21 protein-coding genes and 1 pseudogene are annotated in these 25,368 nt (G+C 68.0%); 12 read left to right on the forward strand and 10 right to left on the reverse strand.

The annotated features are described in order from the left end of the window. Window positions 1-14 precede the first annotated feature (14 nt). Window positions 15-2,186, reverse strand: a complete 2,172-nt coding sequence (locus tag ACXYX3_RS08805; protein WP_241204059.1) for an RNA degradosome polyphosphate kinase — start codon at window positions 2,184-2,186, stop codon at window positions 15-17. Window positions 2,187-2,239: 53 nt separating this feature from the next. After that, window positions 2,240-2,905, reverse strand: a complete 666-nt coding sequence (gene cofC / locus ACXYX3_RS08810) for a 2-phospho-L-lactate guanylyltransferase (RefSeq protein ID WP_458611427.1) — start codon at window positions 2,903-2,905, stop codon at window positions 2,240-2,242. A 71-nt stretch (window positions 2,906-2,976) separates the two neighbouring features. Here cofC and ACXYX3_RS08815 point away from each other — a divergent pair, with 71 nt between their 5' ends. The 3 genes from ACXYX3_RS08815 to ACXYX3_RS08825 are packed head-to-tail and all read left to right on the forward strand — an operon-like array spanning window position 2,977 to window position 6,205. Continuing rightward, window positions 2,977-3,954, forward strand: a complete 978-nt coding sequence (locus tag ACXYX3_RS08815) for an NAD(P)H-dependent glycerol-3-phosphate dehydrogenase (protein ID WP_458612023.1) — start codon at window positions 2,977-2,979, stop codon at window positions 3,952-3,954. A gap of 4 nt (window positions 3,955-3,958) precedes the next feature. Continuing rightward, window positions 3,959-5,089, forward strand: coding sequence for a cystathionine gamma-lyase (locus tag ACXYX3_RS08820; protein WP_458611428.1), 1,131 nt, complete (start codon window positions 3,959-3,961; stop codon window positions 5,087-5,089). 12 nt (window positions 5,090-5,101) lie between these two features. After that, window positions 5,102-6,205, forward strand: a complete 1,104-nt coding sequence (locus ACXYX3_RS08825; protein WP_458611429.1) for a D-alanine--D-alanine ligase family protein — start codon at window positions 5,102-5,104, stop codon at window positions 6,203-6,205. A gap of 3 nt (window positions 6,206-6,208) precedes the next feature. Here ACXYX3_RS08825 and ACXYX3_RS08830 read toward each other — a convergent pair whose 3' ends face one another. Together ACXYX3_RS08830 and ACXYX3_RS08835 are read right to left on the reverse strand one after the other, a co-directional pair. Next, window positions 6,209-6,766 (reverse strand): DUF3515 domain-containing protein, encoded by a 558-nt coding sequence (locus ACXYX3_RS08830; protein WP_458611430.1) that lies wholly within the window; start codon window positions 6,764-6,766, stop codon window positions 6,209-6,211. Between the two features lie 9 nt (window positions 6,767-6,775). Next, the gene (locus ACXYX3_RS08835) at window positions 6,776-7,030 is read right to left on the reverse strand and encodes an Lrp/AsnC ligand binding domain-containing protein (RefSeq protein WP_458611431.1); all 255 of its coding nucleotides are present in this window, start codon (window positions 7,028-7,030) and stop codon (window positions 6,776-6,778) included. Between the two features lie 142 nt (window positions 7,031-7,172). Here ACXYX3_RS08835 and ACXYX3_RS08840 point away from each other — a divergent pair, with 142 nt between their 5' ends. Together ACXYX3_RS08840 and ACXYX3_RS08845 are read left to right on the forward strand one after the other, a co-directional pair. Continuing rightward, window positions 7,173-8,135: a thiamine-phosphate kinase gene (locus ACXYX3_RS08840; RefSeq protein ID WP_458611432.1), complete on the forward strand. Its 963-nt coding sequence runs from the start codon at window positions 7,173-7,175 to the stop codon at window positions 8,133-8,135. A 48-nt stretch (window positions 8,136-8,183) separates the two neighbouring features. Then, complete coding sequence (locus ACXYX3_RS08845; protein ID WP_241204067.1) at window positions 8,184-8,861, forward strand: uracil-DNA glycosylase; 678 nt, start codon at window positions 8,184-8,186, stop codon at window positions 8,859-8,861. A gap of 15 nt (window positions 8,862-8,876) precedes the next feature. On the opposite strand, the gene ACXYX3_RS08850 is transcribed toward ACXYX3_RS08845, so the two are convergent. Beyond that, a complete protein-coding gene (locus tag ACXYX3_RS08850; RefSeq protein ID WP_241204068.1) occupies window positions 8,877-9,122 on the reverse strand; it encodes a hypothetical protein in 246 nt (81 codons plus the stop codon). A 95-nt stretch (window positions 9,123-9,217) separates the two neighbouring features. Further along, window positions 9,218-9,412, reverse strand: coding sequence for a 50S ribosomal protein L28 (rpmB, locus tag ACXYX3_RS08855; protein WP_014815134.1), 195 nt, complete (start codon window positions 9,410-9,412; stop codon window positions 9,218-9,220). Between the two features lie 232 nt (window positions 9,413-9,644). Here rpmB and ACXYX3_RS08860 point away from each other — a divergent pair, with 232 nt between their 5' ends. From ACXYX3_RS08860 to ACXYX3_RS08875, 4 genes are read left to right on the forward strand one after another with little or no spacing between them, the layout of a single operon-like run. Then, window positions 9,645-11,297, forward strand: coding sequence for a DAK2 domain-containing protein (locus ACXYX3_RS08860; RefSeq protein WP_458611433.1), 1,653 nt, complete (start codon window positions 9,645-9,647; stop codon window positions 11,295-11,297). 1 nt (window position 11,298) lies between these two features. Beyond that, window positions 11,299-13,542, forward strand: a complete 2,244-nt coding sequence (gene recG, locus ACXYX3_RS08865; protein ID WP_458611434.1) for an ATP-dependent DNA helicase RecG — start codon at window positions 11,299-11,301, stop codon at window positions 13,540-13,542. After that, window positions 13,539-13,877 (forward strand): hypothetical protein, encoded by a 339-nt coding sequence (locus ACXYX3_RS08870; RefSeq protein ID WP_458611435.1) that lies wholly within the window; start codon window positions 13,539-13,541, stop codon window positions 13,875-13,877. The genes recG and ACXYX3_RS08870 overlap by 4 nt, the downstream gene beginning before the upstream one ends. Further along, window positions 13,874-14,584, forward strand: coding sequence for an HNH endonuclease family protein (locus ACXYX3_RS08875; protein WP_458611436.1), 711 nt, complete (start codon window positions 13,874-13,876; stop codon window positions 14,582-14,584). Before ACXYX3_RS08870 ends, ACXYX3_RS08875 begins: the two co-directional genes overlap by 4 nt. 279 nt (window positions 14,585-14,863) lie before the next feature. Here ACXYX3_RS08875 and frc read toward each other — a convergent pair whose 3' ends face one another. From frc to ACXYX3_RS08895, 4 genes are all read right to left on the reverse strand, one after another. After that, window positions 14,864-16,141 (reverse strand): formyl-CoA transferase, encoded by a 1,278-nt coding sequence (gene frc / locus ACXYX3_RS08880; RefSeq protein WP_458611437.1) that lies wholly within the window; start codon window positions 16,139-16,141, stop codon window positions 14,864-14,866. A 37-nt stretch (window positions 16,142-16,178) separates the two neighbouring features. Further along, a complete protein-coding gene (gene oxc, locus ACXYX3_RS08885) occupies window positions 16,179-17,897 on the reverse strand; it encodes an oxalyl-CoA decarboxylase (protein WP_458611438.1) in 1,719 nt (572 codons plus the stop codon). 86 nt (window positions 17,898-17,983) lie between these two features. Next, on the reverse strand, window positions 17,984-18,391 hold the full coding sequence (locus tag ACXYX3_RS08890) for a tautomerase family protein (protein ID WP_458611439.1): 408 nt from the start codon (window positions 18,389-18,391) through the stop codon (window positions 17,984-17,986). A 1-nt stretch (window position 18,392) separates the two neighbouring features. Beyond that, window positions 18,393-19,313 carry a LysR family transcriptional regulator gene (locus ACXYX3_RS08895; RefSeq protein ID WP_458611440.1) on the reverse strand — a complete coding sequence of 307 codons (921 nt, stop codon included), beginning with the start codon at window positions 19,311-19,313 and terminating at the stop codon, window positions 18,393-18,395. A 71-nt stretch (window positions 19,314-19,384) separates the two neighbouring features. Between ACXYX3_RS08895 and ACXYX3_RS08900 the strand changes: the two genes are divergently transcribed. The 3 genes and pseudogenes from ACXYX3_RS08900 to car all read left to right on the forward strand — a co-directional run bounded on the left by ACXYX3_RS08900 (window position 19,385) and on the right by car (window position 25,365). Further along, on the forward strand, window positions 19,385-20,377 hold the full coding sequence (locus tag ACXYX3_RS08900; RefSeq protein ID WP_458611441.1) for a DMT family transporter: 993 nt from the start codon (window positions 19,385-19,387) through the stop codon (window positions 20,375-20,377). A 107-nt stretch (window positions 20,378-20,484) separates the two neighbouring features. After that, entirely contained in the window at window positions 20,485-21,708 is a 1,224-nt protein-coding gene (locus ACXYX3_RS08905) for an amidohydrolase (protein WP_458612024.1), read from the forward strand. Between the two features lie 178 nt (window positions 21,709-21,886). Further along, a pseudogene (gene car, locus ACXYX3_RS08910) lies at window positions 21,887-25,365 on the forward strand (carboxylic acid reductase). Window positions 25,366-25,368: the final 3 nt, after the last annotated feature.

Consider the following 25,368-nt stretch of genomic DNA (forward strand, 5'->3'; position numbering starts at 1 on the left):
GGTGGATCGGCCGGTTATTGATGGCGGTGGCTTTCCATCATCGACACCTGGTGATCCCGCACCGTCTGTCCCTCCTGAGGCAATGCCGTCCACTTCCCGTCGACGCCGAGTTCCCAGCAGCGCGTCCGCGGATCCAGGGCGGATTCGAAGATGTCGTTCAGCGACGAGGTCAGTCGCGGATCCTTGACCTGCGCCATGACCTCCACGCGGCGATCGAGATTACGATGCATCATGTCGGCGCTGCCGATCCAGTATTCGTCGATGGCGCGGAAGTGAATGATCCGTGAATGCTCGAGGAACCGACCGAGGATCGAGCGCACCACGATGTTCTCCGAGAACCCCTCTCCGCCCGGTTTCAGCGCACAGATGCCACGCACCACCACCTCGACCCGGACCCCCGCCTGGGAGGCCCGATAGAGCGCGTCGATGACCTGCTCGTCGACCAATGCGTTGGCCTTCAGGCGGATCCGGCCCTCCGCGCCGTCACGGGTGGCCGCGATCTCGCGATCGATGCGTTCGATGATGCCGCGCCGCACCCCGTAGGGGGCGACGAGCAGATTGCGGTATGACTCCTTACGGGAGTAACCGGTCAGGGAATTGAACAGGTCGGTGAGGTCGGCACCGATGTCCGGGGCCGCCGTCAGCAGACCCACGTCCTCGTACAGCCGAGCGGTCTTCGGGTTGTAGTTGCCCGTGCCGATGTGGCAGTACCGGCGGATCATCGATCCCTCGCGCCGCACCACCAGGCATGTCTTGCAATGGGTCTTCAGCCCGATGAGCCCGTAGACCACATGCACGCCGGCCTGTTCGAGTGCACGGGCCCACTTGATGTTGGCCTGTTCGTCGAACCGGGCCTTGATCTCGACCAACGCCACGACCTGCTTGCCCGCCTCGGCGGCGTCGATCAACGCGTTGACGATCGGGGAGTCACCGGAGGTGCGGTAGAGCGTCTGCTTGATCGCGAGCACATTGGGATCGGCAGCCGCCTGCTCGATGAAGCGCTGCACGGTGGTCGAGAACGAGTCATAGGGATGGTGGACGAGCACGTCGCCGTCGCGCAGCGTCGCGAAAATGCTCTTGGGAGTCTCACGTTCGCCGAACGCGGGCGGTGTGGCGGGCACGAACGGGCGGTCCTTGAGTGCCGGCCGGTCGACACCGTAGACCTGCCACAGCGACGAGAGGTCCAGCAGTCCGGGCACTTCCACAACGTCCCCGGGTGCGACGTCGAGTTCGCGGAGCAGCAGTTCGAGCATGCCTTCGGTCATGTCGTCGGAGACTTCGAGGCGCACGGGTGAGCCGAACCTGCGGCGGGCGAGCTCCCGCTCGAGGGCTTTGAGCAGATCCTCGTCGCGGTCCTCCTCCACCTCGAAGTCGGCATTGCGGGTGATCCGGAAGGCGTGGTGCTCCACGATTTCCAGGCCGGGGAACAGCACCGGCAGGAACGCGGCGATCAGTTCTTCCATCGGCAGGAACCGGGCGACATCGGACGTGCCCTCCCGCGCGGCCAGCTCGACGAACCGATCCACGTTGTCGGGCACTTTGATTCGTGCGAAATGCTGTCCGCCGTCGGGATGCTTGACGGTGATGGCGAGGTTCAGGCTCAGACCGCTGACGAACGGGAACGGGTGGGCGGGATCGACTGCCAACGGCGTCAGGACCGGGAACACCTGCTCGTGGAAGTACGTCGAGAGCCGGCCGCGTTCGTCGTCGTCGAGTTCGGCCCACGTCACGATCACGATGCCTTCATCGGCCAGCGCCGGGCGCACCGCGTCGAGGAAGACATGCGCGTGGCGGCTCGCCAGCTGCTGGGTGCGCTCGCTGATCCGGCGCAGTTGTTCGCGCGGTGACAGGCCGTCGGCCGAGCGGACCGACAACCCCATCTCGTCGCGGCGCTTGAGACCGGCGACGCGCACCATGTAGAACTCGTCGAGGTTGGACGCGAAGATCGCCAGGAACTTGGCGCGTTCCAACAAGGGCAGTGAGGGATCGGCCGCCAACGCCAGCACGCGGGCATTGAAGTCGAGCCAACTCAACTCACGGTTGAGGTAACGGTCTTCGGGAAGCGGATTGTCGACCGTCGGTGACGTCGCGGCCGGTGGCGCCTCGGGTGCAGTGTCGGGCACCGCGGGGTCCGTGGAGTCCGCCGGGGTGTCGGCGGTGTCAGGCCGGGTCTGCGCTTCGGTCATGCCCCGATGATTCCCTATGCACCGGCGCGGCGGCTAGCAGAAGGGGCACCCGTTCACCGCAGCGCGCCGATCACCTGCGACGTCGCCGACCCGACACCCAGGTGACGGGCGTCGAGCAGATCCTGCGCGGTGTCGATGTCACATCGCAGCCCGGGCCAGCCGCCGGTCAATTCGACCGCGCCCGAACGGCGGTGCCGGGCGGCCGATCCGGCCCCGAACAGAGGGCGAAGTGGCACGCCGAACGCGAACAGTGCTGCGGTACCCGTGCCGTGGCGATCGGCCACGTAGCTGCGCCGGTGCTCGCGTGCCGCGCTGATCGCCTCGGCCAGCTCCGCATCCCGCAGCGCCGGCAGATCTCCTTGCAAGGCAACCACATTCGCAGTACTCCTGCGCGCGAGCGTCTCACCGGCGGCCAACGCGTTGTTGAGCGGATCCCGATGTCCGGCCGGTGTCGGATCCTCGAGGGCCAGCGCACCCAGGCGGCCGGCAGCGGCAGCGGCATCGGCATCGGGAGTCACCACGATGACCGACCGGACCGCCGGCACCGCCGTCGCAGCGGTGATCGTGTCCTCGAGCATCGCGAGCACCATGCCGCCGCGCGTGGCCGGCGGGAACGCCGGGGCAAGGCGCGTCTTGGCCGCGGTCAGCCGCTTGACCGCGATCACCACACTGATGCCCGCGTCCGGGGTTCGGGCGCCGGCGGCCGGAGAGGTGTTCATGCCGGGCACGAGCGCCATCCTGCCAGCAGTTATTCCCGGCTAGTGTTGCAGGCGTGGTCGAGGCTGCGGTGATGGGTGCGGGAGCGTGGGGTACGGCCCTGGCGAAGGTGCTGGCCGATGCCGGCAACGGGGTCAGGTTGTGGGCGCGCGATCCGCAGCGGGCCGCCGAGATCAATCGGACCCATCGCAATCCCGGATACGTCGACGTCGATCTCCCGGCTTCGATCCGGGCCACCGGCGACTGTGCGGAGGCGCTCGACGGCGCGTGCACCGTGCTGCTCGCCGTGCCGTCACAGACGCTGCGCGCCAACCTGACCCAGTGGTGCCCGCACCTCGGCGCGGACACCACTCTGGTGAGCCTCGCCAAGGGCATCGAGCTGGACACGCTGATGCGTATGAGCCAGGTCGTGGTGCAGGTGACCGGTGCCGACCCCGCCCGCGTCGCCGTGGTGACCGGACCCAATCTGGCCAGTGAGGTCGCCGCGGAGCAGCCCGCCGCCACCGTCATCGCGTGCAGCGACTCCGGTCGCGCGGTGGCGTTGCAGCGAGCGCTGGCGACCGGATACTTCCGGCCGTACACCAATGCCGATGTGATCGGTGCCGAGATCGGCGGAGCGTGCAAGAACGTGATCGCCCTCGCGTCCGGGATGGCGGCGGGCGCCGGGCTGGGGGAGAACACCGCGGCGGCGATCATCACCCGCGGGCTGGCCGAGATCATGCGGCTGGGAATCGCATTGGGCGCCAAGCCGGCAACGCTGGCCGGGCTGGCCGGCATCGGAGATCTCGTCGCCACCTGCATGTCCCCGCGGTCGCGCAATCGGTCTTTCGGGGAGCGGCTGGGCCAGGGCGACTCGATGGAGGCCGCGATGGCCGCGACCGGCGGACACGTCGCCGAAGGAGTGACCTCGTGCCGGTCGGTGTTGGCGCTGTCGGCGAGTTACGACGTCGAGATGCCGCTGACCGAAGCCGTCCACGGCGTGTGCCACAAGGGGCTGTCGGTCGAGGACGCGGTGTCGCTGCTCCTCGGGCGCTCCACGAAACCGGAGTGATCCCATGACCTATGGACATCCCGGCAAGGCGTACGGGGACTCCACACGCAGCCTCGCAGCGATCGCCGGCGAACACGTGCCGGGTGAACCGGTCGGTCCGGTGCCCGTGCCGGCAGCGGCATATCACCTCGGCGCCGACGAGGACGATGCGCTGGACAGCTACGGCCGGCGACACAACCCCACGTGGCGGCAGCTGGAATCGGCGCTGGCTCAGCTCGAAGGCGCCACCGCGGCGCTGACTTTCGGCTCCGGAATGGCGGCGATCACGTCGGTACTGCGCGTGGTGGCCGAGCCGGGCAGCACGCTCGTCGTGCCGGCCGACGGCTACTACCAGGTGCGCGCCTATGCCACCGAGTACCTCGCTCCTCGCGGCGTCACCGTCGTGCAGGCGTCGTGCGCGCAGATGTGCGACGCCGCCCGCGACGCTGACGTGGTCCTGGCCGAGACACCGTCGAACCCCGGGCTGGACGTCGTGGACCTGCACCGCCTGGCGATGCAGTGCCGACCGCGCGGCGCTCTGCTCCTCGTCGACAACACGACGGCGACCCCGTTGGGACAGCAACCGCTGGCCCTGGGCGCCGACCTGGTGGTGGCCAGCGCCACCAAAGCGCTTTCCGGACATCATGATCTGCTCGCCGGTTACGTCGCCGGCAACCGGGCCGACGTGATCGACCGGCTGCAGCGCGAGCGACTGCTGGCCGGGCCCATCCTGGGTGCCTTCGAGGCGTGGCTGGTGCTGCGGGGCCTGAGCACGTTGGGCCTGCGCTACGAACGGCAATGCCAGAACGCCGCCGCTCTCGCCATGATGCTGCGCTCACACCCCGCCGTGGCTTCCGTGCGGTACCCGGGTCTGCACGACGATCCGTCACACGCCATCGCGACCCGCCAGATGCGTCGCTTCGGCGGCATCGTCTCCGTCGAACTGGCCGACGCCGAGGCGGTCCACGACCTCGTCCGCCGCAGCGCGCTGCTCGTCGGCGCCACCAGCTTCGGCGGCGTGCACACCTCGGTCGACCGCAGGGCGCGGTGGGGCGACCCGGTACCCGAGGGGTTCGCCCGTATCTCCTGTGGAATCGAGGACACCGACGACCTGCTGGCCGATATCGAGTCGGCTCTCGGGGGAGGCGGGCGGTAGCCTCTCCAGACTGTGACTGCCCGCACCCGCGTTGCCGTCGTCTATGGCGGACGGAGTTCCGAGCACGCGATCTCGTGTGTCTCCGCAGGCAGCATCCTGCGCAACCTCGATCCGGCGCGGTTCGAGGTGATCGCCGTCGGCATCACCCCGCACGGGTCGTGGGTGCTCGGCGATGGTCGCCCCGAGGGGTTGGCCATCACCGACGGCACCCTGCCCGGCGTCAGCGAGACGTCCGGAACCGCGCTCGCGCTCTCGCCCGATCCGGCCCGGCGCGGACAGCTGCTGTCGATGGGGGAGGCCGCCGGCGAGGTGCTGGCCTCGGTCGACGTGGTGTTCCCGGTCCTGCACGGGCCGTACGGCGAGGACGGCACCATCCAGGGTCTGCTGGAGCTGGCCGGTGTGCCCTACGTCGGTGCCGGCGTGCTGGCCAGCGCGGTCGGCATGGACAAGGAGTTCACCAAGAAGCTGCTGGCCGCCGCCGATCTGCCGATCGGCGACCAGATCGTGCTGCGGCCCCAGGACGGCACGGTGTCGCTGACCGACCGCGAGCGGCTCGGGCTGCCGGTCTTCGTCAAGCCGGCCCGGGGCGGCTCGTCGATCGGGGTCAGCCGCGTGACGTCCTGGGACCGACTTCCCGCCGCCATCGAGCTGGCACGGCGTCACGATCCGAAGGTGATCGTCGAGGCCGCGGTCGTCGGCCGTGAACTGGAGTGCGGCGTCCTCGAGTTCCCCGACGGTCGGCTCGACGCCAGCACCGTCGGGGAGATCCGGGTCGCCGGAGTGCGCGGCCGTGACGACGGTTTCTACGACTTCGAGACCAAGTACCTCGACGATGCGGCCGAGCTCGACGTCCCGGCCAAGGTGGACGACGACGTCGCCGACGAGATCCGGGCCCTGTCGATCCGCGCCTTCGAGGCCATCGACTGCCAGGGCCTGGCCCGGGTCGACTTCTTCCTGACCGACGACGGCCCGGTCATCAACGAGATCAACACGATGCCGGGCTTCACCACGATCTCCATGTATCCGCGCATGTGGGCGGCCAGCGGCGTCGACTATCCAACGCTGCTCGCCACGATGGTGGACACCGCGGTCGCCCGCGGCACGGGCCTGCGCTGAGCGCTACGCTGCCGGACCGGGATCCACGGGTCGCGCCGGCAACGTCTCGGCCAGGGCCGTCGACACCGTCTGGATGGCGTCGGGCCCGGAACCCGTCGGCAGCGTGAGCGCCACGTAGACGGGGCGGTCCACCGCGAACCAGGTCGCGCGATCGGTGTCTGACGGCTGGCCGGAGTCCTGCACCCGGAACCACGACACCGCGTCGACCACCGTCAGCGGGGCACCCACCACGAAATCGGCCGGACGTTGCACGCCGCACCGCAACACCAGCGGCTCGCCACCGTCGTCGCGTTGCCATGCCGCCGCCCCCGCCGGCGCGGGATCGACCAGCGGTGCGCGGCGGTAGTCGCCCAGCTGATCGGGCAGCTTCTCGATCAGGCCGGCACATTCGGGGCCGTCCGCGCGCGGGGCCGGCACCGCCGACAGCGCGACAGGCGTGGGTGCCCGCCGGTGTTGTGTGACCGCGGCGAACGCCAGGAAGCCGACCGCGGCACCGACAGCCAGCACGATCGCTGCGATGAGCGCAGCGCGGGGTGGTCCGTCGCCGGCGGTGCTGGCCATGGCGACACTCTACGGGCGGCCCACCTCGGTGATCGGACCGGCGATCGGGCACGTCAACGTCCGGGTGATGCCTGCCACCTGCTGTACGGCCGGAACGACGGAGGACGTCAGCTCGGCCGGCGTCGGGGCCCCTGCCCGCACGATCACGTCGTAGGGTCCGGTCACCGACTCCGAGGAGAGCACACCGGGCAGACCGGCGAGCTGTTTGGCGACGATCTCGGCGCGGCCGACCTCGGTCTGGATGAGCACGAAAGCCTCGACCACGCCTCGATCCCTCCGTTCGATCTGCGCATACACCGGCGGCATCGACGGCAGTGCTCAGATGCATAAACTCTGTAGCGACCTCAAGGTACCGCAGGTGAGCCCAGCGTTCAGGCCACGATCCAACAGCTCGAGGAGTGCAGACATGGGCGACGGCACGCTGGCAGGAGACGGGGAGTTCGCGGTGATCGAGCGGCTGGTCGCCGGCCGCCGACAACCGCCGTTCGTTCTCACCGGCCCCGGGGACGACGCCGCAGTGCTGGCCTGCGGGGGTGCGGCCGCGGTGAGCACCGACATGCTGATCGAGGACAGGCACTTCCGGCTGGACTGGTCGACTCCTCACGACATCGGGCGAAAAGCCATCGCGCAGAACGCTTCCGACATCGAGGCCATGGGCGGCCGGGCCACCGCGTTCGTCGTCGGTTTCGGCGCACCCGGGGACACCGCAACCGATCATGCCGTGGCGTTGGCCGACGGCCTGTGGGACGAGGCCGCGCGACTGGGCGCCGGCATCGTCGGCGGAGACATGGTCGCCGCCCCGCAGTGGGTGGTCTCGGTGACGGTGCTCGGCGACCTCGAGGGTCGCCCGCCCGTGCTGCGCAGTGGCGCCGATCCCGGCGACGTGGTCGCGGTGACGGGCGAACTCGGGTGGTCTGCCGCAGGATATGTGTTGTGGCACAACGGCATCGACGCTTTCGAAGACTTGAGGCGCCGCCACCTGGTGCCGGCTCCGCCCTACGGGCAGGGGGCCGTCGCCGCCCGGGCGGGTGCCACGGCGATGACCGATGTCTCCGACGGGCTGCTCGCCGATCTGGGGCACCTCGCGGCGGCATCGGAGGTGCACATCGACCTCTCCATCGCGCTGCTGCGCGACGATCTCGACGCACTTCTTCCGGCCGCGCAGGCCACGGGCATCGACGCTCGGCAGTGGGTGCTCGGTGGTGGTGAAGATCACGCGCTGGTGGCCACGTTCCCGGCCGAGCCTCCGCCGGGCTGGCGGATCATCGGGCGGGTGCAGGCTCCCGCAGCGCAATTCGGCCCGGGCACGGTCACGGTCGACGGCGCCGCGTGGGCCGGCAGCGCGGGCTGGCAGTCCTATCGGACCTAGCGAACCCGTTGGCACGCGTGAATCACCCGGGCACTAAGTTGGCCTGTCGTGACAGCACGCCCACTGCAGGAGTTGGTCGACGAATCGTGGGCGAGCGCCCTGGCGCCGGTGCACGCCCGCGTCACCGAGATGGGGGAGTTCCTGCGCGCCGAACTGGCTGCCGGGCACAGCTATCTGCCCTCGGGGAAGCAGGTGTTGCGGGCCTTCACCTACCCCTTCGAGGACGTCCGCGTGCTCATCGTCGGACAGGACCCCTATCCGACGCCCGGGCACGCTGTCGGACTGAGCTTCTCCGTCGCCCCTGACGTGCGCCCCCTGCCGCGCAGCCTGGCCAACATCTACACCGAGTACCAGCAGGACCTCGGCCACCCGGCGCCCGGCACCGGTGATCTGACGCCGTGGTCCGAGCAGGGCGTGATGTTGTTGAATAGGGTGCTGACCGTACGACCCGGCACGCCGGCCTCCCACCGGGGTAAAGGCTGGGAGGCCGTCACCGAGTGCGCCATCCGGGCGCTGGTCGCCCGGCGACGCCCGCTGGTGGCGGTGCTGTGGGGACGTGACGCCGCGACGCTGAAGCCGATGCTCGGCGACACCGCCGTCATCGAATCGGCCCACCCCTCGCCGCTGTCGGCGGCACGGGGTTTCTTCGGGTCGCGCCCCTTCAGCCGCGCCAACGAATTGCTGGCGCAGATGGGCGGCGAGCCGGTGGATTGGCGCCTGCCCTGACCGCGGGGAGCCGCGTCAGGGTGCCGGGCTGAGAGTCACGTCCGGCAGGCTGGGCGAGGGGATGCTGATGCTCGGCGACGGAATCTCGATGGTGTTGTCGCCGTCCGTGGTGTCCGTCGTCTCGGTGGTTTCCGTCGACGACTCGACCGAACTGTCGGTATCGGTGCTGCTGTCGTCACCGCATGCGGTGAGCATCCATCCGGCGGTGAGAGCCGCGGCCACCGCGACCAGAGCGGGTCGAACAGCTCGAGCGTTCGTCATCTGCGATCGTCACCTTCCTGGCCGGGCTCCCTGCTCGGCCGTCACCGGCGAGCTACCCGTGCCGGGCGCAGTGAAACGTCGACGACCGCGATCGATCAGCCGCGGGTGACCTTGCCGGCCTTCAGGCACGACGTGCACACGTTGACACGCTGCTTGTTCCCGCCCGGACGGGCCACCGCGCGCACCGACTGGATGTTCGGATTCCACCGGCGGCTCGTCCGGCGATGGGAGTGCGACACCGACTTACCGAAGCCGGGGCCCTTCCCGCAGATATCGCACACGGCAGCCATAGTGAGAACTCCTCGTAAGTCAGCGCTTGGGGGTCAACGACCTGACGGGTGACCCGACAACCCGATCAGACTACCGGGCCGCCCCGAGGTTCGCCAAAACGGCGTCCACCGGTCCCGATGGTTGTCAACAGGCGTGAGCTCGCCCTCTCTTGCCTGTCCGACGCAGTGGCTAGGCTGACGCGGGCGGCCACATGCATCGGCGTAGCGGCGTACAGGCAGTGCGGAGGTGAGGATGTCGGCTCGGCGGCTCGATGCGTCGACGCTGCGGCGCTGGGCCCACACCGCGGTCTCGGACCTGATCAGCCACACCGACGAGATCAACGCGCTGAACGTCTTCCCGGTCGCCGACGCCGACACCGGCACCAACATGCTGTTCACGATGCGCGCCGCCTGGGCGCAGGCCGACTCGCGCGCCGCAGGCGACGACGTCACCGCCGTGGCCGCCGCGCTGGCCGACGGGGCGCTGCGCGGCGCTCGCGGCAACTCCGGGGTGATCCTGTCGCAGATCCTGCGTGCGATCGCCGATGTCACCGCTGCCGCCACCGAGGACCGCGTCATCGCCGACATCGACGGCCCGCTCCTGGCCGCCGCGCTGCGTCACGCCGTCACCCTGGTCGTCACGTCGATGGGGGAAGCCGTTCCCGGCACCATCACCTCGGTGTTGCAGGACGCCGCCGATGCGGCCGCCCGCGAAGCCGATGACCGGGGTCACGGCGAGAAAGCCGACGTGTCGGAGGTGGTGGCCGCCGCCGCGCAGGCCGCCGTCGCCGCACTGGACCGCACCCCCACCCAACTCGACGTGCTCGCCGACGCCGGTGTGGTGGATGCCGGGGGCCGTGGCCTCCTGGTGCTCTTCGACGCGCTGACCACCACCCTCACCGGTCAGGCGCAGCCGCGGCCGCGTTACCGCCCCCAACCCGTCGGTGCAGGCGCGGTCGAGCCGGCCCGCCCGCGCAGCGCTGCGACTCCCCAGTTCGAGGTCATGTACTTGCTCAGCGGCGCCGAGCGTGCGGCAGTGGAGGTGCTTCGTGCCCGTCTGGACGAGCTCGGCGAATCCGTCGCCATCGCGGCCGCCGCAGAGGCGGGTCGGTACTCCGTCCACGTCCACGTCGACGATGCGGGTGCCGCCGTCGAGGCCGGGCTGGCCGTCGGTGTCCCGAGTCGCATCCGGATCACCTCGCTGACCGGCGGCGCCGACCGTCATCCGGCGGGCGGGTGGGCGCGGGAACGCGCGGTGCTGGCCGTCGTCGACGGCGACGGCGCCGAGGAGTTGTTCACCAGCGAGGGAGCGCAGATCCTGCGCCCGGAACCCGGATCACCGGTCAGCGCCCACCAGCTGCTGCATGCGCTCGTCAACACCGGCGCCGAGCAGGTCATGGTGTTGCCCAATGGATACGTCGCCGCCGAGGAGCTGCTCGCCGGATGGGCCGTCGCGTCGGACTGGGGCATCACGATGGTTCCGGTGTACTCCGGATCGATGGTGCAGGGTCTGGCGGCGCTGGCCGTCCATGACCCGGGCCACCGACTCGTCGACGACGGTTACACGATGACCAGGGCCGCGGCCGGCGCACGCCACGGTTCGGTGCGCGTCGCCACCGAGGAGGCCCTGACCTGGGCCGGGGCGTGCCGGCCCGGCGACGGACTCGGCATCGCCGGCGACGAGGTCGTCCTCGTGGGCCGCAGCGTGATCGACGTCGGCTCGGGGTTGATCGACCTGCTGCTGGCCGCGGGCGGCGAACTGGTGACGGTGCTCACCGGCGCCGGCGTGGATCCCGGTGCCGCCGAGGTTCTTCGCGATCACGTCCACCGCGAACACCCGGGAACCGACATGGTCAGTTTCCACACCGGCCACGGCGGCGACGTGCTGCTGATCGGAGTCGAATGACGTGGCGACACTGAGTGATCGGCTCGACTTCGTGCTGGGCCGCAAGGCCGCCGAGCCGCTCGAGGAACATCTGGGCCTGCGCACCTGTGGCGACCTGGTGCGGTACTTCCCCCGCAAGTACAGCGACGCGATGAGTGTGCGCGACGAGGGGGAGGAGCTCGACCTCGAAGAAGGTGAGCACGTCACGTTCGTCGACGTCATCACCGAGGCCACCGTGCGGTGGACCAACCGGCAACCCAAGCGCGAATTCCTGGTCGTGACGCTGGGGCAGCGCCGACCCAAGGTCACCGCCACCTTCTTCAACGCCAAGTACCTGAAGCATTCTCTGGTGGAGGGCACCAAGGTGATGTTGTCCGGGGAGGTCGGATACTTCCGCGGCGTCATGCAGCTGACCCACCCGGCGTTTCTGATCCTTCGCGACGACGGCACCGCCAGGGGCACCAAATCCCTGTCGGCGATCGCCGATGCCGCAGGCGGCACCGACGTCCTCGCCGCTTTCGAGAAGGAGTACTTCCCGATCTACCCGGCGACCGCCAAGGTGCAGACGTGGGACATCTACGCATGTGTGCGCCAAATGCTCGCCGTGCTGGACCCCGTGCCCGATCCGCTGCCGGAATGGGTTGTCCGAGAACACGATCTGATGTCCGAGGACGCTGCGCTGCGCGCGGTGCACATCTCGGAGGACACCCGTGAGCGCGAACGGGCGATCGAACGCCTGACCTACGACGAAGCGATCGGCCTGCAGTGGGGTCTGGTGGTGCGCCGGCACAGCGAGCTCAGCGGAACCGGACCTGTGGCCGCACCCCGCGGCGACGGGTTGGCGGCCGCGATGACCGCGCAGCTGCCGTTCGAGCTCACCGCCGGCCAGCGCGACGTCCTCGACGTGATCTCCGCCGAGCTCGCCGGGTCGCATCCGATGAACCGGATGTTGCAGGGTGAAGTCGGTTCCGGCAAAACGGTTGTCGCGCTGCTGGCGATGCTGCAGATGATCGACGCCGGCTATCAGTGCGCGCTGTTGGCGCCGACGGAGGTGCTCGCCGCCCAGCATGCCCAATCGATGCGCGCCATGCTGGGGCCGCTGGCGATGGCCGGCCAACTCGGCGCCGGCGATCAGGCCACCGGGGTGACCCTGCTGACCGGCTCGATGTCGGCGCAGCAGAAGCGCGATGCACGCCGGGAGGTATCCGCCGGCACCGCGGGCATCGTGATCGGGACGCACGCGCTGCTGCAGGATGCGGTGGACTTCGAACGGCTCGGCATGGTCGTCGTCGACGAGCAACACCGCTTCGGCGTCGAGCAGCGAGATCGCCTGCGCGCCAAAGCGCCTGACGGGATCACGCCGCATCTGCTGGTGATGACGGCGACGCCCATCCCGCGGACAGTGGCGCTCACGGTCTACGGAGATCTCGAGACATCGACGTTGCGGGAGCTGCCGCGCGGGCGGCAGCCGATCACGACGACCGCGGTCTTCGTCGGTCAGAAGCCGACGTGGCTGGACCGTGCGTGGCAGCGGATCGTCGAAGAGGTCGCCGCCGGTAGACAGGCCTACGTCGTGGCCTCTCGCATCGACGAGAACGACAAGCCGGCCACCGGAGGCAAGGGCGCCACGTCCGGCGGAAAGGACGCAGGGCGGGGTGGTCCGCCGCCGGTCACGGTGACCCAGATGTTCGAACGCCTGTCGCGCGGACCCCTGGCCGGCTTGCGGCTCGGCCTCATGCACGGCCGGCTCGCCGCCGACGACAAGGACGCGGTGATGTCGGCGTTCCGCGCCGGCGACATCGATGTGCTGGTCTGTACGACGGTGATCGAGGTGGGCGTCGACGTGCCCAACGCCACCGTGATGGTGGTGATGGACGCCGACCGCTTCGGCATCAGCCAGCTGCACCAGCTGCGCGGCCGGATCGGCCGCGGCCAGCACCCCAGCCTGTGCCTGTTGGCCACCAATCTGCCGGACACCTCCAAAGCGGGTCAGCGCCTCAACGCCGTGGCCGGCACGCTGGACGGCTTCGCCCTCGCCGACCTCGATCTGCTCGAGCGCAGTGAAGGCGACGTGCTGGGCCTGCATCAGTCCGGTCGAGCAATCACCCTGCGTTTCCTGTCGCTGGCCCTGCACCGCGAGATCATCGAGACGGCAAAAGAACTGTGCGAGAGAGTGTTCGACATCGATCCCCAGGACCCGGGGATGGCGACACTGTCGGCGCCGTTCGTCGATGCCGACCGCGTGCAGTACCTGGACATGTCGTGAACCGCAGGCAGATGCTGTGGCTCGCCGTCGCCGCCGTACTGGCGGTCGTCGTCGCCGTCCAGGTCGGCACGTCGACGCGCGGGCCCGCACGGTTCATCGCCCAGGCTGACATCCCCACCGTCGCGCCCGGTGTCGACGTACTCGCCGGCGTCGCCGAGATCCCGGCACGCATCCGCAGCCACGACTACCGGCGCGACGCGTTCGGCGAATCGTGGACCGACGACACGACGGCCCCCGGCGGGCACAACGGCTGCGACACCCGCTTCCTTGGGGGGTTTGACGTGTTGGACAAGACACGACACGAAGCTCAGTTCACGTCAGGAACACTCCGATGACCCGGTCGAGGATGGCTTGGTTGGGTGCAGCTGCCGTACTGGCGATTGTGGTGGCCGTGCATACGGTGCTGTCGACGACCGGACCGTCGATGTTGGTGGCCGGGGTGGATCTGCCGACGGTAACTCCGGGCGTTGATGTTCTCGCTGGAGTACTGGTGGTGCCGGTCCGTGTCCGTCATGGGGATTATCTCCGCGCTGCGTTTGGGGAGGCGTGGACTGATGACACCGATGCGCCTGGCGGACATAACCTGTGCGATACGAGGAACGACATCCTCGATCGCGATTTGATCGACAAGACTTATGTGGCGATCAGTCGTTGCCCTCGTGCGGTGGCCACCGGTGTTCTGCATGATCCGTACACGAGTACGACGATAAACTTCCAGCGCGGCAACAAGACTGGTGCGGCCATACAGATCGAGCACATCGTGCCGCTGGCCTATTCGTGGGATCAGGGTGCGTGGGCGTGGCCGGAATCGTTGCGCGTCCGGTTCGCCAATGATCCCGCCAATCTCCTTGCGGTGCAGGGGCAGGCGAACCAAGACAAGGGCGATAAAGAGCCGGCCTTCTGGATGCCGCCGAATGCCGCGTTTCATTGCCAATACGCGATGCAGTTCATTGCGGTGATGCGGGGCTATGGGTTGGCGATAGATGAGCCGTCGGTGCCGGTGTTGCGTGATGCGGCAGCAACATGTCCCAGGGAACGGTGAGGAGGGGCCATTGGAGCGTGGCGGTTGCGTCGCAGCGCGGATGGCCGGAATTGCGAATATCCATCTCGTCGCAGGCGAGATCAGGGAATCCAAGACCAAGCCGCAATCGGCATAGGAAACCCTCCACGGTCTCGGGGAACCGCAATCGCCGGTCGACTTGCCTTCGGCGGTTACATCTTTAGAACCAGCGTGCCGCCTCGTGCAGGTTGACTCAGACCCACGATCAGACCTGGTACTGCAGTCGTGACGGGCGTTGGTGCAACGAGATGTCGAGGCCGATTACATGGGCTCGGCGATGATGTTCGCGGCCCGGAACCGGCCGATCTGGTCGGCGGTGTAGCCCAACTCTTGCAGGACGGTCGTGCTGTGTTCGCCGAGCAGCGGGGCTCCGGTGATCTCAGGCGTGTAGTCAGAGAATTTGACCGGGCTGCCCACGGTGAGGAACTTCCCTCGACCTGCCTGCTCGACTTCGACGATGGTGCCGCTTGCTCGAAGTGCGGGGTCTTCGGCGATCTCCCTCATGGACAGGACGGGGGCGCAGGGCACGTCGTAGGTGCGCAGGATGTCGACGGCTTCGTATTTGGTCTTGTCGGCCAGCCACTTCTCGATGTCGGCGAAGATGTCGAAGATGTGCGGTTGACGGGCGGTGGCGGTGGCGTAGGCGGGGTCGTCGACCCAATCGGGTTTGTCGATGGCCTGGCAGGTCTTCTCCCAGTTCTGTTCCTGGATCGTGAAGTAGATGTAGGCGTTCGGATCATCTTGCCAGCCTTTGCATTTGAGCAACCAGCCAGGTTGGCCGCCGCCGCCGGCGTTGCCGCCCCGGGGCACGGTGTCGGTGAAGGTTCCGTTGGGGTATTGGGGATATTCCTCCAGGTATCCGACGGCTTGCAGGCGTTCCTGGTCGCGCAGTTTGACCCGGCACAGATTGAGTACGGCGTCTTGCATGGACACCGACACCTTCTGTCCAACACCGGTTTTTTCGCGAGCCACCAGCGCGGTCAGTAGCCCGATCAGCAGGTGCATTCCGGTGTTCGAATCTCCCAGTGCTGCACCGCTGACGGTCGGGGGGCCATCCCAGAATCCGGTGGTCGAGGCGGCGCCACCGGCACACTGGGCGACGTTCTCGTAGACCTTGAGGTCTTTCCACGGGGATTCGTCGTTGAAGCCCTTGACCGAACCGAAGATCAGCCGGGGGTTCAGTTCATGGATGTGCTCCCAGGACAGGCCCATCCGATCCATCGCGCCGGGGGCGAAGTTCTCCACCAGGACATCGGCCTCGCGGATCAGCCTCTCCATCACCTCCAGACCCTCCGGCGTTTTGGTGTTGATGGCCAGTGAGCGCTTGTTGCTGTTGAGCATGGTGAAGTAGAGGGCGTCGGCGTCGGGGATGTCGCGCAGCTGATGGCGGGTGACGTCGCCGCCGGTGACGCGTTCGACCTTGAGCACGTCGGCGCCGAACCAGCCCATCATCTGTGTGCAGGCCGGGCCGGCTTGCACGCCGGTGAAGTCGATGACTTTGATACCGGCCAGTGGTGCTGAAGTTGCCGTCGTGGTCATATCGGATCCTTTCAATTCGGTTGATCTATAGCGGGATTCAGGAGATCGGACTGAGCGGGACGGCGCTGCGGGGGTTGAGGTTGGTGAGGTGGCCGGATTCGGTGCCCGCGGCCACGTCCAGTGCGCAGTCGATGAGCGCGGGCCGGCCCGCATCCAGGGCCTGCCCCAGGGCGGTGCGCAACTCGGCGGGTGTCGTGACGTGGTAGCCGGTGCCGCCGAAGGCGGTCATCACCTGTTCATGGTGGGCGCCCTCAGACAGGACGGTCGGCGCCGGGTCTGTGCCGGTGGGGTCGGTGTCGTCGCCGCGGTAGACCCCTCCGTTGTTGAGGACCACAACCACGATGGGCAGTTGGTAGCGGCAGATGGTTTCGACTTCCATCCCGCTGAACCCGAATGCGCTGTCGCCTTCGATCGCGACGACCGGCTTTCCTGATTCGACGGCGGCAGCGATCGCGTAGCCCAGCCCGATGCCCATCACTCCCCAAGTGCCGCAATCCAGCCGGTGCCGCGGCACGGACATGTCGAGCACGTTGCGGCCGATGTCGAGGGTGTTGGCGCCCTCGTTGACGACGTACACCTCCAGACGGTCAGCGAGCACGTCACGGACCGAACGCAGCGCGTTGTAGAAGCCCATCGGGTGCGGATCCTCGGCGAGCCGAGCGGCCATCGTGGCGTCGTTGCCGCGGCGCTTCTCGCCGAGTTCGATCTGCCACAGCTGCGGGCAGGACACCGGGTGCTGGTCGAGGGCGGCCACCAGGTCGTCCATGACCGACCCGATGTCGCCGGCCAATGGCACGGCGATCGGCTGGTTGCTGTCGAACTCGCTCGGGTCGATGTCGACCTGGATGAACTGCGCTGACGGTGACCAGTGCGGTGCTTCACCCTGGGCCAGCAGCCAATTCAGTCGCGCACCGACCAGCAGCACGACATCGGCCTTGCGCAGGGCGAGCGATCGCGCCGCTGCGACGGAACTGGGGTGGCCGTCGGGCAGCAAGCCTTTGGCCATCGACATCGGCAGGAACGGGATTCCGGTCCGTTCGATGAAAGCCCGGATGGTGTCGTCGGCCTGGGCGTAGGCCGCGCCTTTGCCCAGCACGATGAGCGGCTGCCGTGCATCGGCCAGCAAGGTCAGCGCATCGGTGATCCGGTCGGCGGCGGGATGCAGCGCGGGGGCGGGATCGGCGACACGCCACAGGGTGTCGCCGGCGGCCACAGCGTTCATCGTCTCGGTGAGCACCGAGGCGGGGACGTCGAGGTAGACCCCACCGGGGCGCCCCGAGGCCGCCGTGCGGATGGCGCGCGCGACACCGCGTCCGATGTCCTGGACCCGGTTGATGCGGAAGCTGGCCTTGACGAACGGTTTCGCCGCCGCCATCTGGTCGAGTTCCTCGTAGTCACCGCGGTGCATGTCGACGGTGGAGCGGTCGCTGGACCCGGCGATGTGCACGAGCGGAAAGCAGTTCACCGTGGCGTTGGCAGCGGCGACCATACCGTTGAGGAATCCCGGGCCGGACACGGTGAGCAGGACACCGGGCTTCTTGGTGAGGAACCCGGCGGCCGCGGCGGCGTGCCCGGCGGCTGATTCGTGCCGGAATCCGATGTAGCGGATTCCGGAGGCCTGCGCCAGGCGGGCGAGGTCGGTGATCGGGATACCGACCACGCCGTAGATGGTGTCGACATCGTTGAGTCGCAGTGCGTCGATCAGCATGTGCATGCCGTCGGTGAGCGAATCACTGCGCGGGGCAAGTGTGTTCATTCTTCAACAGTGCGCCGCAGCAGGGCTGCCGGCGAGGCGGGCAGCGCTACTTTGGAGGTGAGGCCAGGACTACTGCGACGGTAGGGTTAGCCTCCATCGGCGGCCAGCCATTGGGCTTCCTGGCCGGGCGCGGGTAGTGCCCTGCCGAATTCAACCATGTCGTTGTGGTCGAGTTCGGTGAGGTAGATCCACACCGCGGTGGCAGGGAGTTCCAGGATGTCAGTGGTGGCTTCCAGGATCTCGGCGAGTAGTCGGTCACGCACGGCGCGGTCACGTCCGTTGCGGATGTGACCGAGGACCCACACATTCTCGCCCGGCGCCTCCACACCGCCAATGAAATGGGTCTGCGGATCCAGTTCTTGAAAGATGCATTGAGCGAAAGCGATCGGCGCACCAGTACACCGGCTGTGCACCTGCGCGATCTGTGTGGCCAGCAGCTGCCGTTGCTCACGACTGAGTCGTCCGGTTGCGCTGTAGCAGACGTAGGTCGGCATGTCAGCGACCAGCGACTCGGCGCGGTGGCCGTCGGGTGGCAGCGCTGGTGATCGCGGTGACGAGGGTGTCTAGACCGGCGTCGTGAACCATGGCGGTGCGGCGGGCGGCGAAGACGAACCGGGACAACTCGGGGCGGGTGGCCAGCAGGGCGACTCCGGCGGGCGCCTCGCCGATTCCCAATGACGGCACGAGTGCGACACCGATGCCCGCGTTCGCTAGCGCCATGAGCACCGCGAAATCCGGACTCTGCGCAGCAACGTTGGGCCGGAATCCGGCCAGCCCGCAGGCGCGTTCGACCATGTCGTAACACGTCGTGCCGCGCGGCGGGGTAACCCAGTGTCGATCGGACAGATCGGCGAGGTCGACAGTCTGGGTTGCCAGCGCGTCGTCGACGTGCATCGCTGCCCACACCGGCTCGACGGTCACCCTCTCGGCGGTGATCGAGTCCGGCAGTTCCCGGGGAACGTTCGAATAGCTGTGGATCAGTGCCAGATCCAGCACGCCCGAGGTCAGATCGGCCAGCGCGGCTTCGGGTTCGGGCGTCGTGACTTCGGCAGTCAGGCCGGGGTGCTCGACGGTCAACGCAGCCCACGCGTCGGCCACGATGGTGCGGGCCGCTGACGGGAAAGCCCCGACTCGGTAGTGGCCGGCGACGCCGGATTTCAGGGCCTCGACGTCCATCTGGGCCAGCGACAGTCTGTCCACGATGTCGCGACCGTGTGCCGCGAGGACCCGGCCCGCAGGGGTCAACACCACACGTCGGCCCTGGCGTTCGGTCACCGGAACACCGAGCTCCCGCTCGAAGGCGTTGATCTGCATAGACACCCCGGGAGCGGTGAGGTGGAGTTCGTCGGCCACCGCGGCGATGGTGCCCAGCCGGTCCAGGGCGGAGAGCATCCGCAACTTCCGCACATCAAGCATAAGGAAAATTTACTTCAAGACGAAGAAATAGTCACTTGTTTTTAGTAATTGTTGGGGCGAGGCTGGTGTCTATGATCCGCCGCGCCAGCGCCATCCCCACCGCCATCCCCGCCGGTATCGCTGTGGTTCTGTTGTGGGCCAGTGCTTTTCCCGCGATCAGGGTGGCGGTGCCCGATCTCGGTGCCGTCGGCCTGTCCTTCGCGCGGCTGGTCGTGGCAACCCTGGTTCTGCTGATGGTGGCCGTCGCGACCAGGGCGCGCATCCCGCAGCGTTGCGACCTGGGCTGGATCATCGGCTGCGGCTTCTTCGGGATGACCGCCTATCAGGTGTTGCTCAACGAGGCCGAGGTGCACGTCCCAGCGGGCACGGCCAGCATCATCGTCGCGGCGGCGCCGCTGGTGTCGGTCGCCGTGGCGCGGTTGCTGTTCGCCGAACCGGTCACCGTCTTCGTCGTCGTGGGCTCGGCCATCGCGCTGACCGGCGTTGTGGTCGTGTGTGTGGCGCGCACTGGCGCGTCGTTGTCGGCGGCGGTGTGGCTGGCGGTCGGCGCTATGGTGGTCCAGGGCATCTATCACCCGCTGCAGCGCCCACTACTGCGCACCTACACCGGCCTGGAAGTCGCCACCTACGCGATGGTGGCGGGCACGATCATGACCGTGCCGATCGCCCCCTTCGGCTGGTCGGACCTGGCCGACGCGACATGGTCTGGCTGGTTGGGCGCGGTGTACCTGGGTGTACTGCCCTCAGCGCTGGGATTCGTGCTGTGGGGTTACACGACCTCTCGGCTGCCCGTCGCCGTGTCGACGTCGCTGTTGTATCTGGTGCCACCGGCCGCGGTGCTGATCGCCTGGCTGTGGCTTGGCGAAATCCCCACAACCACCGAGCTTGTCGGCGGTCTCGTGGTGGTCGCCGGTGTCCTCACAGTGTCACAAGGACGCGCAGTCACGGCATGGCTGCAGTCGCCCGGTCTTCGGCGTGTAGCGCCGCCAAACCAGTTGAGATCTGTCACCGCTACGGCGGGACGCGATTCAGGCCAGCGGCGTCTTCATCCGGAGAATCCCTGAACAGAGAACGGATCGCGATGAATGCCACTCGTCACCCACATTCGGCAACGTCCCGCGACGTCGACCCCGAGTCGGTGAACGCCGTATTTGGCCGCTGGGCCGAGGGGATGGCTGACCGCTACGCCGCGTTCTACCGGGATCTGCATGCACACCCCGAATTGTCGGGGCACGAACATCGGACGGCCGCCGCCGTGGCCACAGCATTGCACGCACTCGACGGGACCCACGTCACCCCCGGAGTAGCCGGTACCGGCGTGGTCGCGGTGCTGGAAAACGGCGACGGGCCGGTGGTGATGATGCGCGCCGACATGGACGCCCTGCCGATGGCCGAGGCGACCGGCCTGCCGTATGCGAGTACCGATCACGGGATCCACGCAGACGGACGATTAGTCCCGGTCGCCCACGCCTGTGGACATGATGTGCACACGACGGCGCTGGTCGCGGCAGTGCACCTGCTCTCAGCAGCACGGGCACAGTGGTCAGGGACCGTGGTCGCCGTCTTTCAGCCGGCAGAGGAACTGCTGACCGGCGCCGCCGACATGATCGCCGATGGATTGTTCGAACGCTTTCCGAGGCCAGGCATCGTTCTCGGACAGCACGTCGGCGCAAGTGAAGCAGGAACGGTGCGGTACGCCCTCGGCCCGGCGATGGCAGGTATCGACTCGGCGAAGGTGACCCTGTACGGCCGGGGCGGCCATGCAGGGTGGCCGGAGCACACCGTGGACCCCCTCGTCATGGCGGCGGCTGCCGTCCTGCGCCTTCAAACGGTCGTTGCCCGGGAGGTTCCCAGCACCGAGCAAGCGGTCCTGACCGTAGGAACGCTGCATGCCGGCACCAAGGACAACATCATCGCCGACACGTCGGTCATGGGAATCACGTTGCGCAGCTACACGCCTGCCACGCGGACGTTGTTGCGTGCAGCCACCGAGCGAATCGTTCGCGCCGAGGCACACGCCAGTTCCGCTCCCCGCGACCCCGACATCGACTGGTATCAGGGTGCGCCGGCCTTAACCAATGACACCGCCGCCATGACAACCACCGTCGAAGCCTTCAGAACGCATCTGGGCGCTGGCAACGTCACCGAGGCGGCCCCCATCGCTGCCAGCGAAGACGTGGGCGCCTACGGGGCAGCGCTGTCGATCCCCACCGTCTACTGGTGGCTGGGCGGCACGGACCCCCACGGCTTCGCCGACGCTCAACGAACCGGCGAGGCGCTACCGTTCAATCACTCTCCGCGCTTCGCCCCGGTGATCGAACCGACGATCAGCACCGGAGTCAAAGCACTCGCCGTGGCCGCGCTCACCTGGCTGGGCGCACCGCGGCCAACATAAGAACTCACCGCGCACCCTGGGTGCCGACGCCGTATCGGCTAATGGCTGCGCCGTCGCACCACCCGGCTGTATATAGCCCACTATACCCAGGTGAGATTTGTCACCACGCGAAACGGGAAGCGATCAGGCCATCGATGTCCTTATCCGGAGAAAAGGCACGACACAGAGAGGACATCTCATGACCGAGCTGCTGGCACAACTGGATAGGCTGTACCACAACGACTTACAGGCCGCAGCTGCGGCACCACGACCCCAGGTGATCGCCGCCGCACGTCGGCCCGGACTACGGTTGGCTCAGGTGCTCGAGACACTGGTCGGCGGATACGCGGAGCGACCCGCGCTGGGACAGCGGACCACGACCGTGCGGGCCGACCCGGTGAGCGGGCGCATGGTCCGGCACCTGGAGCCGGCGTTCGAGACGGTCAGCTACGGTCGCCTGTGGTCGGACGTGGCGGCCATCGCCGCGGCCTGGGCCGGGGGCGACGATCCCGTCGGGCCGGGTGACTTCGTCGCCACCATCGGATTCGCCAGCTCCGATTACCTCACCATCGACCTGGTGGCCGGCTACATGGGCCTGGTAGCCGTTCCGCTTCAACATAATTCACCAGTCTCGCGGCTGCGACCCATCCTGGTCGAATCAGAACCTCAGGTGGTCACGGTCGCCGCCGACTACCTCGACCTCGCCGTCGCAGCGATCCGCGACGTGCCGTCGGTGCGGCGACTGGTGGTGTTCGATCTCGACACCAGGATCGACGACCACCGCGAAGCCCTCGAGCGTGCGCAGCAGGCACTGGCCGACACCCCGGTGCGCGTCGACACTTTGGCCGCGGTCATCGAACGCGGCCGCAGGCTGCCCACCCCGCCGCCGTACACCGGCGGGTCGGATGATCGGCTGGCCCTGATCCTGTACACCTCGGGCAGCACCGGTACACCGAAGGGTGCCATGTGGACCGAGGCGATGGTGGCGACCCTGTGGACCACCGACTTCTTCGGCAGCGCCGGTGCGCCGGTGATCGAGACCTCGTTCATGCCGCTCAACCACCTGGGCGCCCGGATCCCGCTGTCGGCGGTGTTCCAGAACGGCGGTATGAACTTCTTCGTCCCCGAAAGCGACCTGTCCACGCTGCTCGACGATTTCACGCTGGTACGCCCTACCCACCTGACGCTGGTCCCGCGTGTGGTGGACATGCTCTATCAGAGATACCAGACCCGCGTCGAACGCCTGATCGCCGACGGGAAAGACCCGGCCACCGCGGACGTCGGCGCGAAGGATGAGATTCGCGACGATCTGCTCGGGGGCCGGGTGCTCGGCGGATTCATCAGCACCGCACCGCTTCCGCGGAGATGCGACTGTTTCTGGAGTCGACGCTGGGTATCCACCTGGTGGACGGGTACGGGTTGACCGAGACCGGCGGTGTCACCAGTGACGGTGCGGTGCTGCGGCCACCGGTGCTCGATTACAAGCTCGTCGATGTCCCTGAGCTTGGGTACTTCACCACTGACCGGCCCCATCCTCGTGGGGAGCTGCTCGTCAAGACCCAGACCGCAACGCCGGGATACTACAAACGCCCGGAGGTGACGGCCGAGGCGTTCGATGCCGACGGCTATTACCGCACCGGCGATGTGATGGCCGAGACCGGGCCCGACCACCTGGTGTACGTCGACCGACGCACCAACGTCATCAAACTCTCCCAGGGTGAGTTCGTCGCGGTGGCCAACCTCGAGTCGGTCTACGCAGCAGCTGCGCTGGTGCGGCAGATCTTCGTCTACGGCAACTCCGAACGCGCCGCGTTGCTCGCGGTCATCGTCCCAACACCGCAAGCATCCGAACGCTACGCGGGCGATCCCGCAGGGCTCAAAGAGGCACTGTGGCAGTCTCTGCGCGCGACCGCGGCAGACGCCGAGTTGGCGTCCTACGAGATCCCCGTTGACTTCGTTGTCGAACCGGAGCCGTTCACCGCTGCGAACGGTTTGCTCTCCGGAGTGGGAAAGCTGTTGCGCCCCAACCTCAAGAAGCACTACGGCGATCGACTGGAGCAGCTGTATCGGAATCTCGACGATGCCCGCTCCGATGAGCTGCGCGCCCTGCACAGCGTCGCCGCACGCCAACCCGTCATCGACACCGTCATGCAGGCCGCGGCCGCACTGTTGGGCCTGCCCGGCGCGACCCCGACCCCGGAGGCGCACTTCACCGACCTTGGCGGCGATTCGCTGTCGGCGGTGAGCTTTTCGACCCTGCTCGGTGAGGTGTTCGCAGTGCAGGTGCCCGTCGGCGTGATCATCTCCGCCACCGCCGATCTGGCGACCGTGGCGGCCTACATCGACGACGCCCGGTCGACCCAGGTGCGGCGCGCCACCGCGGCGACGGTGCACGCCACCCCCGCCGATGCGGTGCTGGCCTCCGAGCTGACGTTGGACAAGTTCATCGACGAGACGACCCTCAATGCGGCACCGGAGCTTGCTGCGCCGGCCGGCCGGCCGCGCACCGTGCTGCTCACCGGGGGCAACGGCTACCTCGGCTGGTTCGTGCTGCTGGAATGGCTGCGCCGGATGGCCGCCGACGATGGCACCGTGATCGCCCTGATCCGCGGCGCGGATCGGGAGGCCGCGCATGACCGCCTCGCGCACGCCTTCACCGACACGGACCCGGCGCTGCGCCGGGAGTTCCACGCGCTGGCCCGAAAGCACCTGGAGGTGATCAATGCCGACGTCGCCGAGGACGGACTGGGGCTGAGTCGCCAGACGTGGGACCGGCTCGCCGTCGAGGTTGACCTCATCGTGCACTGCGCCGCACTGGTCAATCACCGGCTGCCCTACGACCAGCTGTTCGGCCCGAATGTGGTGGGCACCGCCGAGGTGATCCGGTTGGCGATCACCGAGCGGATCAAACCAGTCAACTACATCTCCACGGTGGCCGTCGCGCTGGGGGTATCCGGGTTCGTCGAGGACGGCGACATCCGGGCGATCAGCCCGCGCCGGGTCGTGGACGACGGCTATGCCAACGGGTACGGCGTCAGCAAATGGGCCGCAGAAGTGCTGCTGCGCAACGCACACGACCTGTGCGGGCTACCGGTGAGCGTGTTTCGCTCCGACATGATCCTGGCCCACCGCGAAGTCGCCGGGGCAATCAATGTTCCTGACCAATTCACCCGCCTGATCATCAGCCTGCTGCTGACCGGCATCGCGCCGCGCAGCTTCTACGTCGAGGGGGCCGACGGCGCCCGCCCGCGCGCGCATTATCCCGGCCTGCCCGTCGACTTCGTCGCGACCGCCATCAGCGCGATCGGATCCCGGACGCAGGGCGGCTTCCGGTCCTATGACGTGATGAACCCGCACGACGACGGCGTCTCCTTGGACGTGTTCGTCGACTGGCTCATCGACGACGGCGCGACGATCACCCGTATCGACGACTACACCGCATGGCTGGCCCGGTTCGAGGCTGCGCTGCACGCCCTGCCCGAGCGGCGCCGCCAAAGCTCGCTGCTGAACCTGCTCGACGCCTACCGCGCCCCGCAGCAACCCGTGGCGGGCGCGTTGATGCCGACGGCGGTCTTCCGCGAGGCCGTACGGTCGGCCCGGATCGATGACATACCGCACCTGGACCGCGCGCTGATCCGCAAGTACGTCATCGACCTGACCTCGCTCGCCGCGATCTGATGA

It is taken from the genome of Mycobacterium sp. Panama NTM2 (genome assembly GCF_054355555.1).

What these genes read in the sequence shown, in the direction of transcription:
- ACXYX3_RS08905 (WP_458612024.1), top strand. Translation starts at nt 20,485, where the DNA reads ATGGCTGACCGCTACGCCGCGTTCTACCGGGATCTGCATGCACACCCC.
- ACXYX3_RS08830 (WP_458611430.1), bottom strand. Translation starts at nt 6,766, where the DNA reads ATGGCCAGCACCGCCGGCGACGGACCACCCCGCGCTGCGCTCATCGCA.
- cofC (WP_458611427.1), bottom strand. Translation starts at nt 2,905, where the DNA reads ATGAACACCTCTCCGGCCGCCGGCGCCCGAACCCCGGACGCGGGCATC.
- ACXYX3_RS08860 (WP_458611433.1), top strand. Translation starts at nt 9,645, where the DNA reads ATGTCGGCTCGGCGGCTCGATGCGTCGACGCTGCGGCGCTGGGCCCAC.
- ACXYX3_RS08815 (WP_458612023.1), top strand. Translation starts at nt 2,977, where the DNA reads ATGGGTGCGGGAGCGTGGGGTACGGCCCTGGCGAAGGTGCTGGCCGAT.
- ACXYX3_RS08900 (WP_458611441.1), top strand. Translation starts at nt 19,385, where the DNA reads ATGATCCGCCGCGCCAGCGCCATCCCCACCGCCATCCCCGCCGGTATC.
- rpmB (WP_014815134.1), bottom strand. Translation starts at nt 9,412, where the DNA reads ATGGCTGCCGTGTGCGATATCTGCGGGAAGGGCCCCGGCTTCGGTAAG.
- ACXYX3_RS08890 (WP_458611439.1), bottom strand. Translation starts at nt 18,391, where the DNA reads ATGCCGACCTACGTCTGCTACAGCGCAACCGGACGACTCAGTCGTGAG.
- ACXYX3_RS08840 (WP_458611432.1), top strand. Translation starts at nt 7,173, where the DNA reads ATGGGCGACGGCACGCTGGCAGGAGACGGGGAGTTCGCGGTGATCGAG.
- frc (WP_458611437.1), bottom strand. Translation starts at nt 16,141, where the DNA reads ATGACCACGACGGCAACTTCAGCACCACTGGCCGGTATCAAAGTCATC.
- oxc (WP_458611438.1), bottom strand. Translation starts at nt 17,897, where the DNA reads ATGAACACACTTGCCCCGCGCAGTGATTCGCTCACCGACGGCATGCAC.
- ACXYX3_RS08820 (WP_458611428.1), top strand. Translation starts at nt 3,959, where the DNA reads ATGACCTATGGACATCCCGGCAAGGCGTACGGGGACTCCACACGCAGC.
- ACXYX3_RS08895 (WP_458611440.1), bottom strand. Translation starts at nt 19,313, where the DNA reads ATGCTTGATGTGCGGAAGTTGCGGATGCTCTCCGCCCTGGACCGGCTG.
- ACXYX3_RS08805 (WP_241204059.1), bottom strand. Translation starts at nt 2,186, where the DNA reads ATGACCGAAGCGCAGACCCGGCCTGACACCGCCGACACCCCGGCGGAC.
- ACXYX3_RS08850 (WP_241204068.1), bottom strand. Translation starts at nt 9,122, where the DNA reads ATGACGAACGCTCGAGCTGTTCGACCCGCTCTGGTCGCGGTGGCCGCG.
- ACXYX3_RS08875 (WP_458611436.1), top strand. Translation starts at nt 13,874, where the DNA reads ATGACCCGGTCGAGGATGGCTTGGTTGGGTGCAGCTGCCGTACTGGCG.